The sequence below is a fragment of the Synechococcus sp. F70.1 genome (assembly GCF_047502745.1).
Lineage (GTDB): Bacteria > Cyanobacteriota > Cyanobacteriia > Thermostichales > Thermostichaceae > Thermostichus.
Window position 1 is genome coordinate 11396 of record NZ_JANSJL010000124.1, and the last position, 18706, is coordinate 30101.

Consider the following 18706-nt stretch of genomic DNA (forward strand, 5'->3'; position numbering starts at 1 on the left):
GCCGCCGGTCTCATCTGTAGCTAAGCTCTAGCTGGGGGAGAGTGGCGGTTTGGCTGAGGTTGCAAGACTCCCACTCCGGAGTTTTAGAAAGCATCCAAGCAGGGGTAAGCCATGCCGCGCTACAAGGTTCGGGGGTTAAAGGCCGGTCAGCCGGTACGCCTGACGGTGGTGGCCAACAACTTGACCGAGGCTCGCGCACGGCTGCGCCGCGAGGGGATTTTCGCCAAACCGGAGGACATTCAGGAGGAGAAGCCCTTTTTCTCCCTGGATACGTCTTTCGATTTCTCGATGCTGCGATCCATCGACATTCGCGACAAGGCAGTGTTCTCCCGGCAATTTGCTGCTCTCATCAACGCCGGCGTGTCGATGGTTCGCTCTCTCACCATCATGGAGGAGCAAACCGGCAACCCCAAGCTCAAAAAATACCTGAGGGCCATCCGTGCAGAGGTGGAGGCGGGGAAAAACCTCTCCGACTCCATCCGCCCCTATCCAGATGCTTTCGACAGCCTCTACTGCAGCATGGTGCAGGCAGGGGAAGTGGGCGGCGTGCTCGATGAGGTGCTCAACCGCCTGGCCAAGCTGCTGGAGGACATGGATCGCCTGCAGAAGCAGATCAAGTCGGCCATGACCTACCCAGTGGTGGTGACGATCTTGGCTGTCTTGATCTTCTTGGGCATGGTGCTCTTCATCTTGCCCACGTTTGAGAGCATCTACAACGACTTGGGGGGGGAGCTGCCTGCCTTTACTCAGTTTTTCATCAACGTCAGCAAGTTCCTACGCACACCCCAGTACAGCTTGGGTCTGGTGGGCTTTCTGGTAATGGTCTTTTTTGCCTTTCGCCGCTTCTACCGCACCCCGGCTGGCAAGGAGACCATCGACGCGCTGGCCCTCAAGCTCCCTCTCTTCGGGGATCTGATCCAGAAGTCGGCGGTGGCCCGCTTCTGCCGTACCTTTGGCGCTCTCACCCGCTCTGGCGTGCCGGTGCTGACTGCCTTGGAAATTGTGCGGGATACCTCGGGCAACCAGGTGGTGGCCAACGCCATCGACGCCGCCCGCCAATCCATCTCGGAGGGGGGGCAGATCGCCCCTGCCCTAGCTAAGGCCAAGGTGTTTCCCCTGATGGCCGTTCAGATGATCAGCGTCGGCGAGGAGACGGGGGAGCTGGATGCCATGCTGATGAAGACAGCCGACTTCTACGAGCTGGAAGTGGAGGAGGCAGTGCGCGCCCTGACCAGCTTGCTTGAGCCTTTGATGATTGTGATCGTGGGTGGTATGGTGGGCTGCATCATTGTGGCCATGTACCTGCCCATGTTCAACGTCTTCGAGCTAGTGAAGTAGCAGGTTCAGGTACCGCTCTGGCCAAGTTCTGCCTCGAGGAACGGGATAGTTTCGCCAGCCTAGGGTATGAGCGTCCGCACGGTCACCACTGCCCCCTTCCCTGACCAAAGACCTGGCACTTCCGGCCTGCGCAAGCCGGTACAGGTGTTCCAGCAGCCCCACTACCTGGAGAACTTTGTCCAATCCATCTTTGACGTCCTCGAGGGATCTGCCGGCCAAACCTTGGTGGTTGGGGGAGATGGCCGCTACTACAACCGAGAGGCTATCCAGATCCTGCTCAAGATGGCGGCAGCCAACGGCATTGGGCGGGTGTTGGTAGGTCAAGGGGGGATCCTCTCCACGCCAGCGGTCTCCTGCCTCATCCGCAAATACGGAGCTTACGGCGGCATCATCCTCTCAGCCAGCCACAACCCTGGCGGTCCGCAAGGAGACTTTGGCATCAAGTACAACATCGGCAACGGCGGCCCCGCCCCGGAGAAGGTGACCGAGGCCATCTACGCCCGCACCCAGCGGATCCGCGAGTACCGCATCCTAGAGGCCCCGGACGTAGATCTGGATCGCCTAGGGGAGCAACGGCTGGGATCCCTGACGGTCTGCGTTATCGACCCTGTGGCCGACTATCTGGATCTAATGCAGCGTCTATTCGACTTTGATGCCATTCGCGACTACCTGGCTTCTGGGGTTCGCATCGCCTTCGACGCCATGCACGCCGTCACTGGCCCCTATGCCCACGCCATCCTGGAGAAAGTTCTAGGAGCGCCCCAGGGCAGTGTCCTTAACGGCCAGCCGCTGCCGGATTTTGGCGGCCTCCACCCGGATCCCAACCTGGTGCACGCCCGCGCCCTGGTGAAGCTGCTGTTTCGGGAGGATGGGCCGGATTTCGGCGCCGCCTCCGACGGGGATGGGGATCGCAACATGATCCTGGGCCGCCAGTTCTACGTAACTCCTAGCGACAGTCTGGCGGTGTTGGCTGCCAACGCCCACTGGGTGCCCGGCTACCGGGAGGGGCTGGCCGGGATCGCCCGCTCCATGCCCACCAGCCAGGCGGCAGATCGGGTGGCGGCCAAGCTGGGGATCCCTTGCTACGAAACCCCTACGGGCTGGAAATTTTTCGGCAACCTCCTGGATGCCGGCAAGGTCACCCTCTGCGGTGAGGAGAGCTTCGGCACCGGCTCCAACCACATCCGCGAAAAAGATGGCCTCTGGGCTGTTCTCTTTTGGCTCAACATCCTCGCTGTGCGACGGCAGTCGGTGCGACAGATTGTGGAAGAGCACTGGCGCACCTACGGACGCAACTTCTACTCCCGCCACGACTACGAGGGGCTGCCGGTGGAGGTGGCCGGGGAGCTGATGGAGCACTTGCGGCGCTCCGTGTCCGGCTGGGTGGGACAGCGCTTTGGCACGCGGACGGTGGCCTATGCTGATGACTTCAGCTACACCGATCCCGTAGACGGCAGCACCAGCCGCCACCAAGGGATCCGCATCGGCTTTGAGGATGGCTCGCGCATCGTCTATCGCCTCTCTGGCACCGGCACCCACGGCGCCACCCTGCGGGTGTACTTGGAGCGGTTTGAGCCAGATCCCAGGCGGCAGGGTTTGGATCCCCAGGCGGCCCTGGCCGAGCTGATCCAACTAGCGGATCACTTTGCCCAAATCCGCGCCCGCACTGGTCGGCAGCAGCCGGACGTCGTCACCTAGCTCTCCCCAAGGGCTGTGCTCCTTTTGCTCCCCCAGCCCTTCCTGCGACAGGGAGCACATTTGCCACACCTAGCCTTTCTTGGAGGTTTGGGTAGCTCTTTTGCCCAGGCCCAGCCACCCGCGCACCTTGTCCATCCAAAGCTGAAAGGGCGAAGGCTGGGGTCGGACTGCCACCTGGATGGGCTCGTCCTGAAACTCTTTGTCTTTGAGGCGAAAGCCAAATTCCAGCTCGTCTTTAACTTTGCCAAGACGGGGAAAGAGGCGGACAGCTGCTTTTTTAAGCTCTTCCTCGTTTTGGAAGATGGCCTGGTGGATGGCGCTGGAGCGACTGACCGCCAGGGATCCCACGGGCAGCCAAGGGTTGGGTTTGCCGGGCTCAGCCTGGCGGCGCCGGGCAAAAATGGCAAACTCCGGCATTCCTTTGGCTTTCAGCTCGTCGTAGCGTTTGGCTGCTTCCTTGCGCTTGGCGGCTTTGGTCTTTGCTGCCTGTTTTTCGGGCTGCGAGGGGCTAAAACCCTTGGGCTGAGGCATACCTCGCCTACGGAAAGGTGGGCTCTTGCAGCTTAGCGCAGATTGGCTCGGCGAGGATCGTGCTTGGCTAGTCAGCGTGCTAGAATTGTTGCGCTGTAAGTTGGATCGCGGGATGTAGCGCAGCTTGGTAGCGCACTTCGTTCGGGACGAAGGGGTCGCAGGTTCGAATCCTGTCATCCCGATGGGAGCTGGGCTAGCCCTCGGTAGCGGCCGGGGGCGGTAGCTGCTGTAGCCAGGCACCGACATTAATGCGAAGCTGTTGTCCCAGCTGAAGCAAGCGGCGTAGGGTTTCGGCAGGGATCCGGCCAGGGGCACGCTCTAGGCTGCTGCGGAGTAGTTCTGAACGCCGGCGCTCCAATCCCAGTAGGTAGAGCTCTTGGAGGCGATCCAAGCGGATGGGCAGGCCCAGATCGGCAGCCAGTTGCAGCCACTCTTCCAAGTTGTGGAGCTGCTCGCTGAGGGTTTCCGAGTCGGCTGCCTGGGCCAGCTGCCACATCCCCCGCTGCAAGAGCCGATCCAAGACCCGGGCTGCCTCTTCCTGCCGCAACTGACACCCCAACTGCTCTGCCTCGCGGGCAATTGCTCGCAACTCCAGCAGGTGATCCCGCTTGCCCTCTTCTATTTCCATGGCCCGTAAGCTGCTCAATAGGCGCTGGTTGAGGGTAATCTGGGCGGCGGCCAACAGCTCTTCCGGGATCGGCAGGCCATCGGCCCGAAAAGCCATCAAAACCCCGTAATTCTCCAGGTAGGTTTGGCGATAGAGCTGGGCCAAGCGCTCCAACGTGTCCTGGGTAAGCCAGCGCAGCATCTGCTGCCGGTCTTCCTCCGTTAGGGCGTTGAGGTCGAAGGTTTCCGGTCCCAGCAGCTCTTGCAGGGTTAGGACGAGCTGGATGCGGCTGCGGGAGCTAGACAGCAGACTGGCTTTCAACTGCTCGTAGCCGCGCTGCCCTGGAAACGGCTTGACGCCACATTGAAAGTCCCAGCCGCCCAGGTGGAGTAGAGCGTAGGTGAGGTCGTGCTCTTCAGAGGTGGTGGGAAAAGAGAGCTTCACCCTCCCCACCAGCAGCGTGGATCCCCCTATAGCTAGGCGCTCCTGATCCACCGGCTCCAGCATATACCCAGAGGAGCGAGGTACGCCGTTGACCAGGGAAAGCATGGCGTGCTGGGCCACGAGCCGCTGCGGGCTAACCCGGCGGGGGCGCACCAAAGCTTGGTAAACTCCTCGGCCGTCTTTGTAGAGTTCGAGGTTGCTGGGGGCCTTGCTTAGGCGAAGCAGAAACTCCTCCTCCAGATCCACCTTGGTGGCAGCCGCTGCCAACTCAATGGCCCGCGCCGCATAGCGCAGGATTTGCACCCCCTCAGGGCGAGCGAGTTCTTCAAAGAACCAACCGCAACTGGTGAACATCAGTTGGCTGTAGCGCTGCATCTCCAACAGGCGCAGCACCTGCACCCGGTCTTCGGCAGTGAGGCGGTGGCTTTGGTGCTCCTGCAAAAATGCCTCCCTGCGCTCCCGATCCAAGATCACCTCGATGTAGCGATCCCGAGCCAGCCAGGGATCCCGCAGGTAGGCCTTAGCCTCCGTCTCGTAGATCTCGGCCAACTGATCCCGCAGCCAGTTGAGGGCCTCCCGCAGCGGTTGCCGCCAGCGTTGGTGCCAGCCAGGCACTGCCCCACAGCCACAGTCCCGTGACCACCGCCCCACCCCATGGGCACAGCTCCAGGCAGTAACTGGCTTTAGTTGCACCTCCCAGGTGGGAGGGTGGTGGCTGAGGAAATGGGCGTAGTTGCCCACTTGCCAGCCTCGGCGGGGAAACTCCTCGCAGAAGGCATAGGCCAGGGTACGCTCGGTTCCGCGTTTGTGGTGGCCAAAGGTCTCGCCATCCGTGGCACAGTTGATGAGTTGGACTTCTCGGTCGGGGCGAATGGCCAACTGGAGCCGCTCCGCCAGCGCCTGGGTGCTGTAGGCAATATCGCCAAAGCCAAGGTCGCGGGAGATGGGGCCGTCAAAGAAAAAAACATCTAGGTAGCCGCCTCGGTCGGGGGTAAAGCAGCGATAGGGCCGGCTGGGATCGATCTGGCCCTGGCTGACATCGATCCATTCCGTTTGCCCCAAAGGGCGAATGCGCTGCGCCTGGCTGGGGGCTAGGATGACAAAGCGGATCCCGCAGTCGACCAAGGCCTTAACCGTTGCTGCATCGATAGCGGTTTCCGCCAGCCACATGCCTTCGGGGAAGCGGCCAAAGCGATGCTGGAAATCGGCGATTCCCCAGCGGATCTGCGTGTACTTGTCCCGCTCATTGGCTAGGGGCAGGATGACGTGGTTGTAGACCTGGGCAATGGCATTGCCCTTTCCCTCCAGCCGCTCGGCGCTGAGACGGTCGGCAGCCAGGATGCGCTGGTAGACCTCAACGTCGTGCTCCTCCAGCCAGGCAAGGAGGGTGGGGCCGAAGTTAAAACTCATGAACTCATAGTTATTGACAATGCGCACCACCTGCCCTTGCTCATCAAGGATGCGGGCAAAGGCGTTGGGCCGATAGCACTCCGCCAGAATGCGCTCGTTCCAGTCGTGGAAGGGGTGGGCGCTGGGCTGGCGCTCAATGCGGTTCAGCCAGGGATCCTCGCGCGGGGGCTGGTAGAAGTGGCCATGCAACACCACGTAGGGAGCTGTGGTCCGCGGGCCTGGAGACTCAACTCCTTGCCCAGACTGGGCCGCTGGCTGGGCGGGGTTTTCGGAGCCACTCGGCAGCATGAGACCGCACTCTTTGCTTGCCCTTGGAGCCTCTAGGCTCCTATCCCCACGTTACCGCGATCCCCAGCAGCGACTATGTATGATTTGGACAGAAACTCAGCGCCTAGGGGGTTAAGGGCGGTTTTGCCTTCCTGCCCTCCTCCCTCAAGGGGCTGCAAGTTTGGCTTGAGCTGTATGGTTGAACTCATCTTGCCCCGTCGTCGCTTGCTGGAGCAATTGCTAGCTCGCCTAGGGTTCAAAGATCCCACCTGGCTGGAGCAATTGCGCTGGGACTTACTGGATCAGGCTTTGATTCACCCTTCCCGGGATGGCCAGCGCAACAACGACCGGCTAGAGTTTCTGGGGGATTCCGTCCTACGGATTTTGGCCACTGAGTTCTTGTTCCAGTCCTATCCTCACCTGTCAGTAGGAGAACTAACAGCAATTCGCTCCGATCTCATCAGCGATGCTCACCTAGCGGAACTGGCGGATCTGCATGGCCTGGAGCGTTACCTCGAGCTGGGATCTAGCTGCCAAAACGACTTGGCGGGTCGGGCACGACGCCTGGCGGATGCTTTTGAGGCCCTGCTGGGATCCCTGTACCTCAGCTGGGGCATCCACACCCTGTCCCGGCTGCACCCCTGGCTGGATCCCTACTTTCGCCAACGGGTAGAGCAGTGGTTCCAGGATCCCACTCGTCGCAACCCCAAGGCTGCGCTGCAGGAGCTAACCCAGCGCTGGTGGGGCATTTTGCCAGAGTATCGCCTCGTGGCTGCCCAGGAGCACCCGCCCCGTTTCACCATGGAAGTTTGGGGCCAAGGCCAATGCTGGGGCCGTGGCGAGGGGCGCTCTAAAAAGGCGGCGGAAATGGCCGCTGCCGCCCAAGCCTACCAATACCTGCAGGAGCAAAAATTGGCGGATACGCCTCCCCAAGGCTGCTAGAACAAGCGTAGTGCTGACGGTATGGATCCCAAACTGGAAGAACGCGCCCGTGAGCTGCGCGCCCTGCTGCAAAAAGCCAGCATCGCCTACTACGTCCACAATGCCCCCATCCTGGAAGACAGCGTTTACGACCGCCTCTACCGCGAGCTGCAGGAGCTAGAGCAGGCCCATCCCGAGCTGATTACCCCCGACAGCCCCACCCAGCGGGTAGGGGAAAAACCCGCTGAGCAGTTTCCTACGGTTTCCCACCGCGTTCCCCTCTACAGCTTGGAAAATGCCTTCAACCTGGAAGAGCTTAAAGGATGGCAGGAGCGCCTGCTGCGGCTGCTGGGGCGGACTCCTGAAGAAGGGGAGCTGGAGTACGTGTGCGAGCTGAAGATCGATGGCGCGGCCCTGGCGCTGACCTACGTGGATGGGCTGCTCCAGCGGGGGGCCACCCGCGGCGATGGCCAAGTGGGCGAAGACATCACCCCCAATGTCCGTGCCATCCCTTCCATTCCCCTGCGCTTGGCAACCGCCAATCCCCCGCCAGTCCTGGAGGTGCGAGGAGAGGCCTATCTTCCCCTTGCCGAGTTCGAGCGCATCAACCGCGAGCGCTGCTCCGCTGGGGATCCTCCCTTTGCCAACCCGCGCAACTGCGCCGCCGGCACCTTGCGCCAATTGGATAGCCGCGTGGTTGCCGCCCGCAAGCTTAGCTTCTTTGCCTATGCTCTCCACTGGCCGGAGGGGTGGCCCGCCGGGGATCCTCCCCAAACCCAGTGGGAGTGTCTGCAGCGGCTGAAAGAACTGGGATTGCCTGTCAATCCTCTTTCCCAGGTCTGTCGGAACCTCCAAGAGGTGGCCCAGTTCTACGAGCGGTGGCGGCAGGCCCAGCTTCCCTATGCCTGCGATGGGGTGGTGGTTAAACTCAACTCCCTGCGGCTGCAAGAGGAGGCCGGCTTTACGCAAAAATTCCCCCGCTGGGCCATTGCCCTCAAATACCCTGCCCAGGAAGTCCCCACCCGCATCCGCGCTATCGTGGCCAGCGTTGGCCGCACTGGGGCCGTTACACCAGTGGCGGAGCTGGAGCCGGTGCTGCTAGCCGGCACCACCGTCAGCCGTGCCAGCCTGCACAACGCCGATCGCCTCGAGGAGCTGGATGTCCACATTGGCGACACCGCCATCGTGCGCAAGGCAGGCGAGATCATCCCTGAGGTGGTGGGGATCCTCAAGGAGCTGCGCCCCCCCGATGCCGTTCGCTATCGCCTGCCCAGCCACTGTCCCGAGTGCGGCACCCCTTTGGTTCGCCCTGCTGGCGAGGCGATAACCCGCTGCCCTAATCCCGACTGTCCTGCCCAGATCAGGGGTCAACTGCAGCACTGGGCTAGCCGCGACGCTCTGGATATCGAAGGCTTAGGGGAAAAGCGAGTAGCCCAGTTGGTGGAAAAGCTAGGAGTGCGCACCGTAAGCGATCTCTACCGCCTCACCCCGGAACAGTTGGAAAGCTTGGAGGGGATGGGATCCCGCTCCAGCCAGAAGCTGGTACAAGCCATCCAGCGCTCCCGCCAACAGCCCTGGGAGCGTGTGCTCTACGGCTTGGGGATCCCCCATGTGGGAGTGGTAACTGCCCAAACTTTGGCCCAGCACTTCCCCACCCCTGAACTCTTGGCCCAGGCCAGCATTGAGAACATCGCCCAAATCTACGGGATAGGAAGAGAAATTGCCGAGGCAGTGGTGTCCTGGTTTGCCGATCCAGCCCACCAGCAGCTCCTGCAGGAGCTGCGCGAGTTAGGGATCCCTGCCCTGCCTCAGCAAAAGGCCCCTGCGGCTGCTCAGGTGCTGGCTGGGAAGAAGTTTGTGATTACCGGCACCCTGCCTACCCTGTCTCGCCAGGAGGCCAAGGCTTGGATTGAAAGCCGCGGCGGCAAGGTAACCGCCAGTGTTAGCCGCCAAACAGACTACGTGGTGGTGGGTTCAGACCCTGGCTCCAAGCTCAAAAAGGCTCAAGAATTGGGGATCCCCCTGCTGAGCGAAGCGGAGCTGTTGGCTTTGGATCCTGGCAATCCCCATTCTTAAGTGGAGCCTCAGGGAAAAATTTAGGCGGCCCAGCTTGTCCTGGCCTTGGAGATGGTTTATATTCAACTCTGTGAGGAGTGAACGCCGGAAGGGGAAGCGGACGAAACAAGGAAAGTCCCTTCCCCTTTTGGATGCAATAGACACGTGTCAAGACCTGCTTTGGCCTTGCTCAGGAACAGTGCAGAGCCCTCTTCTTCCCCGCCAGTCCCCTTGGCAGCAGCCGGCGATGTTCCCCTATCATAGAAGTAGCGGAGACGCATGTTTCCGTTCACTCCTCACACCATCCGCCGCTCGGCGTTAAGTCGAGCGGTTTTCCTATGGGCTTTTCCCCCTCTAAGGTAAGCTCAAGCCAGGCAGCGCTAGGAGGGATCCCTGGCAATGGAAGTGTTAGACTAGGAATACTTGGCTCACCAGGTTATTTGCCTTTCTAGCCAATTCATCTCACCCTGCGGCGAGGGAAGGCAAGCCGCTTTTTCGGGTACCTACTTCAACAGCCAACAGCGACGAGGATCCCATGGCCAAGCATGACTCCCAATTGCGGTGTTCCTTCTGCAACAAGTCTCAGGATCAGGTACGCAAGCTGATTGCAGGGCCAGGGGTCTACATCTGCGATGAATGTGTGGAGCTGTGCAACGAAATTCTGGAGGAGGAGCTCTACAACGGCAACAGCTCGCCAGCCTCAGCTCCTGCTGCCAGACGGCGGGAAGCTCCTAAAAAGCCCCCGCGCGGCTTGCCTTCTTTGGCTCAGTTGCCTAAGCCGCGGGAGATTGTGCGCTATCTCGACCAGTACGTGATTGGCCAGGAAAAGGCCAAGAAGATCTTATCGGTAGCAGTCTACAACCACTACAAGCGGCTAGCTGCCAAAGCCAATCCTGGCAGCGCTGGATTGGCAGAACTGGAGGAGGTGGAGCTGCAAAAGTCCAATATCCTTCTCATTGGTCCTACTGGATCTGGCAAGACCCTCCTGGCTGAGACCCTGGCCCGCCTGCTGGATGTGCCTTTTGCCGTTGCCGATGCCACAACCCTCACAGAAGCTGGCTATGTGGGGGAGGATGTGGAAAACATCCTACTGCGCCTGCTGCAGGTGGCCGACATGGATGTGGAGCAAGCCCAGCGCGGCATTGTCTACATCGATGAAATCGACAAGATTGCCCGCAAGAGCGAAAACCCCTCCATTACTCGCGACGTTTCCGGGGAAGGCGTCCAGCAGGCCCTGCTGAAGATGCTTGAGGGGACTATTGCCAACGTGCCTCCGCAGGGAGGTCGCAAGCACCCCTACCAAGATTGCATTCAAGTGGATACCTCCAACATTCTCTTCATCTGTGGAGGGGCTTTTGTCGGCCTGGAGAAGATCATCGAGCAGCGCATTGGCAAAAGATCGGTGGGGTTCATCAAGCCAGGGGATCAACCAGCGGTTACTCGCGAGCAACGCCTAGCCGATGCTCTCAAGGCGCTGGAGCCGGAGGATTTGATCAAGTACGGCATGATCCCAGAGTTCATCGGGCGGCTGCCAGTGGTGGCTACGCTGGATCCCCTGGACGAGAAGGCCCTCGAGGCCATCTTGACGCAGCCTAAAAATGCCATCCTCAAGCAGGCCCAGAAGCTTTTGCGCATGGACGGAGTGGAGCTGGAGTTTGAGCCAGCTGCCATTTCTGCCATTGCCAAGGAGGCCTACCGCCGCAAAACCGGGGCACGGGCGCTGCGGGCGATTGTGGAAGAGCTGATGCTGGATGTGATGTACGAGGCTCCCTCGCGGCGCGACATCAAGCACGTGCGTATTACCGCCGAGATGGTGGAGCGTCGCTCTACGGGCGAGTTGATCCCCCACCCCTCCACCTTGCCCAAGCCGGAGTCTGCCTAAGATGACAGCTCTACCGAGCCCGACTGCATGGCTTATGATCGATGGCTGGTTTTGGCAGAAAGGGTCAGGGGGTGGATGGGGCGGGCGGAGCGCGAGTATGCGGTAATTGGGCTGGGGCGCTTTGGCACAAGTTTGGCCCTCACGCTGATGGAGCGAGGGCATAACGTTTTGGGGATCGACCGCAGCCGCGAGATCGTGCAGCGCCTGGCGGACCAGCTGACGCAGGTGGTGGCGCTGGATTCCACCGATGAAGACGCCCTGCGGGCGGTGGATATTCCCTCCTTTGACACGGTGGTGGTGGCCATTGGCAGCGATTTCGAGAGCAATTTGCTGACGACGGTAGCCCTCAAGAGTCTGGGGGTACGTAATGTTATCTGCAAGGCTTCCACGGAGCGGCAGCGCTCGATTCTCTTGCGAGTAGGGGCAGATCGGGTGGTGCTGCCGGAGCAGGAGGCAGGGCGGCGCTTGGCGCAGGTGCTAACAGCACCAGGGATCCTGGATCAACTGGAGCTGGAGCCCGGCTACAGCATTACTGAGCTGGAGGTGCCGGAGGCCCTGGTGGGTCATACGCTGGCGGAGTCGGACTTGCGCCGCCGCTTTGGCATCACGGTTCTAGTCGTGAAGCGAAAACAGTCGCTGGTGGTCTCGCCGCCAGCAGACTATGTTCTGGAGAAGGGAGATCTGCTGGTGGTGCTGGGGGCCAACACCAACATCTCGCGGCTGAATGAGATGTAGGGGTAAAGGTTCGATGAGAGAGGGCCGCGTCCCGCCGTTGCAACCGGAGGGGGCTGAGCGCTGGAGTTCCCCCCGCTTTTCTTCTCAGTCTCGGCTACTGGCCAACCCCTTACAGCGGCTCTTTTTTGGAGACAGGCGTCGCCCGCTGCCACCGCCATCACGGTTGGTGGCCGGACTGGGCCTGTTGGTAGTGGTGGGGACTTTGCTGCTTAAGCTGCCGGGGGTCGGCCGGGGGGATCCCTTGAGCTGGAATGAGGCCCTATTCACGGCCACATCGGCCCTGAGCGTGACGGGGCTCTCGACGATTGTGGCGGCAGAGGATCTCACTTTCCTAGGCCAGATCCTGCTGCTGCTCCTCATCCAAATTGGCGGGGTAGGCTTCATGGTGGTGGCGGTGGTGGTGTTTCAGCTGCTTGGGCGGCGCATTTCCCTGCTCAATCGCCTGGCCCTCTGCAACTCCCTGGGCCTGATCGATCCGGGGGCAATCCTGGAATTGACGCGGCGGGTGCTGATCGGGGTTACCCTCATTGAACTGGGGGGGGCCTTGCTGCTCTGGGTGCACTGGCGGGATCTCTATGGCCCGGGTCGGGCGGTTTTTCTGGCAATTTTTCACGCCGTCTCTGCTTTTTGCAATGCCGGGTTTGATCTATTTGGGCAAGAGGGGATCCCCACCGATGGACTGTCGCTGGCGATCTTGGGCACTCTCATTTTTATCGGCGGCCTGGGCATCCCGGTTTTGTCGGATTTGTTGACCTGGCCGCGGGGCCACCGCCCCTCTTTGCACACCCGCATCACTCTGGTTGTGGTGGTGGTTCTGCTCTGCACAGGCGGCTTGGGGATGTTCTTGGCCGAGAGTTTGCCTGGCGGCTCCCTGCGCGAGCTGAGTTGGCCTCGCCGCCTGGGCCTGGCGTTTTTTCAGTCGGTTTCGGCCCGCACTGCTGGGTTTGCCGGGATCCCGATTGAGGACTTGACGCCAGCAAGCCAGTTGCTGCTGATGACGCTGATGTTTATCGGCGCGGCACCGGCCTCGATGGGAGGCGGCACCACCACTGGCACCTTAGCGGTGTTGGTGCTGGCCTTGTGGGGCTACGCCCGCGGCTTGCCCAGCGCTCAGATTGCCGGGCGCAGTTTGGATCCCTCGATGGTGCGCAAGGCAGCAGCGGTGTTGACGGTCTCCCTGTTCGTGGTGCTATTGGCAACTTGGCTGATCTTAATTACCCACCACAACAGCAGGCTGGAGCCGGTGCTCTTCGAGGTCATTTCTGCTTTTGCTACCTGTGGCCTCTCGACGGGGTTCACGGGAGAGCTCAACCTCTTCGGCCAACTGCTCATTGTCTTGGTGATGTTCTGGGGCCGGCTGGGGGCGCTGACCATTGTCTTGGCTCTGGCCCAACAGCAGCCCCGTCCGCTGGTGACCTACCCCGAAGAGGCGATCTTAATTGGCTGATCTCTTGCTCTCGGCCCTGGGGAACTTGAAGGAAGAGGAGGCGTCTTAGCTTGTAGTCGGGATGGGAAGCAGCCCTGAAGCAAGCTTTTCCCCAAGCCGTTTCCGTTAGACTGAGTAACAAAGCAAGTGGCTTCAGCCACACCCTTGGTGTCCCTGACCTCTCAGGAGCTCTGCGTGTCTAAGTTCCTCCTTATCGGCTCGACGGAGCCTTGCAGCGGCAAGTCATCAGCCATCTTGGGCTTGGCTAAGCATCTGCAGCAGCAGGGGGCGAAAGTTGCCTATGGGAAGCCGCTCGGAACAGGCGACAGAGAAATGGATCCGGATGTGCGCTTTATAGCAGAAACCCTGCGGCTGAGCCAGATGCCCCCCATGCTCCTTCAGCTTGACGAAGCAGCTTTGCTGGCTCACCTGCGGCAGTCTCCTCCGGATTCAGCTCGCTCGGTTGCCTCTCTGCTGGAGTTTGTCAAGGCATCCCCTGCGGATTTGGTTCTGCTAGAGGGCCCAGCCGGTCTCTACGAGGGAGAGGTGTTCGGCCTCTCCTTGGCCAAAATGGCCCAAGCTCTGAATGCCCCAGTGCTGCTGGTCAGCCGCTACCGTTCCCCTTCGGCGGTCGATGCTCTTCTCTTTGCCCACCGCCAACTGGGATCCCACCTGTGCGGCGTGTTGCTCAACGATGTGCCGCCCGACCAAATGGGGCCAGCCCAGGTCGTCGTCCGACCTTTTCTGGAAGCGCGAGGGATCCCGGTTCTGGGCATTTTGCCCTCCCATCGCATTTTGCGCAGCGTCAGCGTCGGCAAGCTGGTGCGGCAACTGGAAGCGGAGGTGCTCTGCTGTCCGGACCGGATGGATTTGATGGTAGAAAACATCGCCGTGGGAGCGATGAACGTCAACGCTGCCCTGAAATATTTCCGCAACCTGGAACACAAGGCAGTCATCACCGGCGGCGATCGCACCGACATTCAACTGGCTGCCCTGGAGACTTCCACCCTCTGCCTGATCTTGACCGGCAAGCTACCTCTTGATCCCCGCGTTCGCTCGCGGGCAGAGGAGTTGGAAGTGCCGATCCTCTCGGTAGATCTGGATACCTTCACTACCATTAACCGCATCGAACGGCTTTTCGGCCAAATCCCCCTGCACGAGGAGGTGAAAGTCCGCTGTATCCAGGAACTCATGTCAGCAAACTTTGACTTTTCTCGCCTTTACGCTCGTTTGGGCTTGACACAACCCTTAGCGTCGGTGTCGGGCGCCTAGAAAAGCTGTCCTGCGCTTTTCCACTTATGGCTAAGAGCTCCCAGCCAGGCAAGACCTCAGTAGCTCAGCCTCCTCAGCTAGTTGCATGTCCCCACAGCGGCATCTTTACCGATGGGGGCTGTTCTCCCAACCCAGGACCAGGGGGATGGGCGGTAGTGGTGGTTCGAGACAACCAGGTTGTGGAAGAGTTTTGGGGAGGGGATCCCGCCAGCACCAACAACCGCATGGAATTGACCGGCCTCATTCGGGCCTTGCAATACTGCCGGGATACGCTGGGCAACGCGGTAGAGACCATCTACAGCGACTCCCACCTTTGCGTGCAGACTTATAACGATTGGATGGAGCGCTGGGCAGCCCAGGGATGGCGGCGGCGCACAGGGCCAGTGGAAAACTTGGATCTGGTTGAGGAGTTATATCAACTCAAGCAGGAGTGCCCTCAGGTGCGGGTGGTCTGGATCCCAGCCCATCGGGGTCTGCGCTGGAACGAGTATGTGGATAAGCTGGTCGCCCGCGCCCGACCCAAGTAATTCTAATTCATCGCCTCACGGCAGAGTGCAAGACTTCCTGAACCGTTCTGGCCATGCGCTCCCAGGTAAAAGACTTGACCCACTCCAAGCCTTTGCTGATTTTTGCAGCGCGCAGCTTCGGATCCAAAACCTGAGCCATCGTATCTGCCAGGGAATCTTCTACGTAGAACGCAGCATCTCCTCCCGCTTCCACCAAGGCAGAGTTGGGATAGATGATGACAGGGGTTCCACAGGCCATGGCCTCCAATACCGGTAGCCCAAATCCTTCATAGGCACTTGGGTAAACCAGAGCTACAGCATTCTGGTAGGCATGAACCATGCCCTGTAGATCTAGGCGAGCGCTGAAGACAGGCTGAGGAGCTGCAGCTTGCCGGTAGGTCTCTGGAACAAACGACCCATAGGTGCAAAGGACAGGAAAGGGCTTGTAAGACCACTGCTGATAAGCCTCGAAGAACAACTCGTGTCGTTTGTAGGTTCCTTGCGAGCATTGAATGAGTAGCCAGTGTTTGGGGGTAGCCGAGGGATCCGGCTTGAACACACTGGTGTCAACTCCGGGGTGAGCTACCACCGCCTCTTTCCCAGTTAGGCGAAGGAGGTCACGGGCCGTGTTTTGGCTAACCGCTATGATGCGAGTGGCTACTTCAAGGGCGGCGTGCTTTTGGCGCCACATGGGATCTGCCAGATCCCAACCCAGTAGCTCTGGGATCATGTCATGGAGCAGGAGCACCTGAGGAACGTCAGGAGCTAGATAGGTATAGTAAGTGCTCATAAAAACGTCCGCCCCCGACCAAGCAAAGGCTTGCCGCAACTCAGGATCATCCCAGTAGGCATAGCTAAAGGGATGCCCCTGCATTCTCTCCACACCTTGGGGTAGCTCTCCTATGCCCCCCCGATCGTAGAAAGTAACGCGAATCCCAAAGCGGGGCAATTCTCGCAGTAGGTTGCGCCAAACCGTGGCAATACCACTTTGGGCAAATTGGAAGAACACTCCATCCACAAACAGGTGAAGACGCTCCCGCACCTCTACCACTAAGGGATCCCCGTATGCCCAGGGGAAAAAGGGCTGCAGCGAGCAGGGCTTTTCCGCTTTTTGCAGCTCTTCCCAGGCTTTTACGGCCCCTTGATAGCCGTAGTAGGACTCCTTAAACTCCACCTGCTTTCGCAACGCATAGGCATAGTGGTCAAACACTAAGCCCTCTGCTTCTGCTTGGTCTGCAGTCAAAACCTTCTTAGGAACCTGTCCATTTCGGGTTAATATGGGCGGCTCGTGAGTTTGCCACTCACACTCAGCGGGATCCCACCTCCAAACTCGCCACCACTCCATCTGAGGGTTGTTGCCCCACTTGCCTTTGTTGTCCAACACAAGATTGGGGCCCACAAAGTAGCGACAGTAGAACTGAGCTGCCTCTAAACTGGGGTCTGCTTCAAATCGTCGATGCACCCGTCGGATTTGTTCAGCTGTCCAAATCTCATCAGCATCCAACTGCCACAGCAAGCAGGGATAATCAGGCTGAGCTGCCCTGACCATTTCGATTTGGCCATCCCAAAACTGGCCATCAGGCTTCTGAACCAGCCGAACATGGGTATCCTTGGCCGCCAAGTCTCTCAAGTATTCAACTGTGCCATCTAAGCTGTGCCCTTGAGCATACTCCTCAGGGATCCGGCCACCGTTGGCCAAACTCCACCCTGTGTCATGCCGCAAGGCAGCAACGCCCTCAACCACCACCCATTGCCAGGGGATCCCTAACCTATCCAACTGACAGAGGACAGAGTAGTGGCGCTCAATGTAGGGTTGTCCATCCAATACAATGGTGAAGAAATGAATAGGAAGGGTAGCTTTAATATCCTTAAAGATGGCAAAGCCGTTGCGGGCATTTCCCCAGCGAATGAGTCGGTAGCCACAGCTAGGAAGCTCCCTGAAAGAGCGGTTGTTCTTGAAAGCAAGGATATCATCCAAGGCAATATACTTGGGACGAGCACCCCGCTCTAAAAAAGCTTGCAGGTCGTACCAGCCTGTAAACTCGCCACCGTCGATGAGAAGAAGGTCGGGGTTGGGAACTCGGCTTGCCCCATCTGTGGGAACAGACTTGAGTAAGTCTTCATCCCCCTGACGCCACTGTAAAGCCTGCTCTCGGCCATAGGGAGTCCAAATGCTAGAGCCAGATTCCAACCATTCTTCCACCTCCTCCACTGTAGCGATCCTAGGCTGGGCAGCAGCGTGAATGGGAATACAGCGGGGATCCTCGCTTACCCTCTTAGCCAACTCCCTGTAGCGCTCAGGATGAGCTTCTATGCTGTAAATACGAGCAGATTTGGGAAGAGCATATCGCAAAACAGCTGTGGATCCCTCGCCACTACTTGCTCCTATCTCGACTACCACTTGCAGAGAAGAATCCCTGCAGATTTCTGCAAGAGCCTTCCCGAAAGGTTCATCCAGTCGAATCTCTGGTGGGATGTACCACTCTGGCTGAGCAGAGTCATTTTTTCGTTGTTGGCCGACCCAATGACTATAAGCAACAGCAGCTTCTCGATGGTAGAAATGATAGAGGGAACTAACTTGAGATGAAAAGGCATCAGGTTCGTCTTGAAAGAGGTCATAAAGGTATCGAGTAATCTGGAATAGCCACAGGCGCGCCACCTCCTCTCCCAGCGGAGGATCATAAAGGGAGTTGGCAAAAGCGTCGGGTGGCCAATCTTCTAGGATTTGTTTCAGCACTAGACACACAGAATCCTCTTCCCCAGCTTTGGCGAAGTAGTCAAGGCTGTGTCCCAGGAGCTGGAGTCGCTGGTAGTCGCGTGCAGGCAGCTTCAAGGCTTCCTGCCGCATGCGTTCTGCAACAGGCTGATAGACAATCGAAAGAACCTGCAAAAATCGCCTTGCCTGTGGCCACAGCAATCCTTCCGGAGATCCACCCCCATACCTTTCCGCAAACTCAGGGGCAATGGATAGAGCAATGGTCTCCAGGAGAATTGAAGGGATACCTTCTTGCTCAGCTTGGGCAAAAAAGTCAGAGTAAGATCCTTGCCAAAATAAAGCTCCTAACTGCTCGAAGTTCTTGGCTTGTGTCACAGCTAGTAACCTCTAGTGCTCTTCCCTACAGGCGGAGAAAGTGACTCTGCCCAAGCATAGCAAGAGTTTCAACTTTTGGAAAAGGGAGGACTCCTAGGGAAGGGAGAACTACCTCTTCGGATACTCACTATTCCCATCTCGTCGGTAGCGCACGGGGCAAGTATTCCATGCGCTTCGGTTTGCTAAGGCTAAAGGGAAGATGGTGCTAGGCGCAACTTCTACTTAAGAACTTGGCTTCGTGGGCCTCTGCCCAAGTGCTGCGATTGGCTACAACCACTAGCTGCCTAAGTAGCTATCACGCAGCCTCAGCTTCGTCTCCAGTTTCGTCCCCAAACTCTCCCCCTCTCTTGATTGTGGTTGGAAGCTCTTGGCTTCTGGGATCCTGTCAGCTCAGGCTTCCTGACGATGTTCTGCCAGAGACAGCGCTGGTCCCTCCGTCGGCGCCCCTGGCGCTGGCCTTTTCCACCAAACCGGAAGAGGCGAAGGAGCTGCAAGCCTGGGCTGGGGATCGGCTGGTTCAGGA

Annotated in this window: 12 protein-coding genes and 1 tRNA gene; 10 read left to right on the top strand and 3 right to left on the bottom strand. The window is 59.3% G+C overall.

Going from position 1 to position 18706, the window contains the following annotated elements:
• Window positions 1-111 precede the first annotated feature (111 nt).
• Both NW860_RS11290 and NW860_RS11295 read left to right on the top strand, forming a co-directional pair.
• A complete protein-coding gene (locus NW860_RS11290) occupies window positions 112-1338 on the top strand; it encodes a type II secretion system F family protein (protein WP_414514241.1) in 1227 nt (408 codons plus the stop codon).
• Window positions 1339-1404: 66 nt separating this feature from the next.
• Window positions 1405-3036 carry an alpha-D-glucose phosphate-specific phosphoglucomutase gene (locus tag NW860_RS11295; protein WP_414514243.1) on the top strand — a complete coding sequence of 544 codons (1632 nt, stop codon included), beginning with the start codon at window positions 1405-1407 and terminating at the stop codon, window positions 3034-3036.
• A gap of 69 nt (window positions 3037-3105) precedes the next feature.
• Here NW860_RS11295 and NW860_RS11300 read toward each other — a convergent pair whose 3' ends face one another.
• On the bottom strand, window positions 3106-3567 hold the full coding sequence (locus tag NW860_RS11300; RefSeq protein WP_414514245.1) for an HHL1-like protein: 462 nt from the start codon (window positions 3565-3567) through the stop codon (window positions 3106-3108).
• Window positions 3568-3675: 108 nt separating this feature from the next.
• Here NW860_RS11300 and NW860_RS11305 point away from each other — a divergent pair.
• Window positions 3676-3749: transfer RNA gene (locus tag NW860_RS11305), tRNA-Pro, on the top strand.
• Window positions 3750-3760: 11 nt separating this feature from the next.
• On the opposite strand, the gene NW860_RS11310 is transcribed toward NW860_RS11305, so the two are convergent.
• Window positions 3761-6316, bottom strand: coding sequence for a DUF3536 domain-containing protein (locus tag NW860_RS11310; protein ID WP_414514247.1), 2556 nt, complete (start codon window positions 6314-6316; stop codon window positions 3761-3763).
• Window positions 6317-6490: 174 nt separating this feature from the next.
• On the opposite strand from NW860_RS11310, the gene rnc reads away from it, so the two are divergent.
• From rnc to NW860_RS11345, 7 genes are all read left to right on the top strand, one after another.
• Window positions 6491-7237, top strand: a complete 747-nt coding sequence (gene rnc / locus NW860_RS11315; RefSeq protein ID WP_414392967.1) for a ribonuclease III — start codon at window positions 6491-6493, stop codon at window positions 7235-7237.
• Between the two features lie 21 nt (window positions 7238-7258).
• Complete coding sequence (ligA, locus tag NW860_RS11320; RefSeq protein WP_414514250.1) at window positions 7259-9292, top strand: NAD-dependent DNA ligase LigA; 2034 nt, start codon at window positions 7259-7261, stop codon at window positions 9290-9292.
• Between the two features lie 514 nt (window positions 9293-9806).
• Window positions 9807-11153 carry an ATP-dependent protease ATP-binding subunit ClpX gene (gene clpX, locus NW860_RS11325; RefSeq protein ID WP_414425980.1) on the top strand — a complete coding sequence of 449 codons (1347 nt, stop codon included), beginning with the start codon at window positions 9807-9809 and terminating at the stop codon, window positions 11151-11153.
• Window positions 11154-11180: 27 nt separating this feature from the next.
• Window positions 11181-11888 (top strand): potassium channel family protein, encoded by a 708-nt coding sequence (locus NW860_RS11330; protein WP_414425981.1) that lies wholly within the window; start codon window positions 11181-11183, stop codon window positions 11886-11888.
• Window positions 11889-12054: 166 nt separating this feature from the next.
• A complete protein-coding gene (locus NW860_RS11335; RefSeq protein WP_414514253.1) occupies window positions 12055-13335 on the top strand; it encodes a potassium transporter TrkG in 1281 nt (426 codons plus the stop codon).
• A gap of 174 nt (window positions 13336-13509) precedes the next feature.
• On the top strand, window positions 13510-14586 hold the full coding sequence (locus NW860_RS11340) for a phosphotransacetylase family protein (RefSeq protein ID WP_414514255.1): 1077 nt from the start codon (window positions 13510-13512) through the stop codon (window positions 14584-14586).
• A gap of 26 nt (window positions 14587-14612) precedes the next feature.
• Window positions 14613-15113, top strand: coding sequence for a ribonuclease H family protein (locus NW860_RS11345; protein WP_414423285.1), 501 nt, complete (start codon window positions 14613-14615; stop codon window positions 15111-15113).
• Between the two features lie 7 nt (window positions 15114-15120).
• On the opposite strand, the gene NW860_RS11350 is transcribed toward NW860_RS11345, so the two are convergent.
• Window positions 15121-18183: a glycosyltransferase gene (locus NW860_RS11350; protein WP_414514257.1), complete on the bottom strand. Its 3063-nt coding sequence runs from the start codon at window positions 18181-18183 to the stop codon at window positions 15121-15123.
• Window positions 18184-18706: the final 523 nt, after the last annotated feature.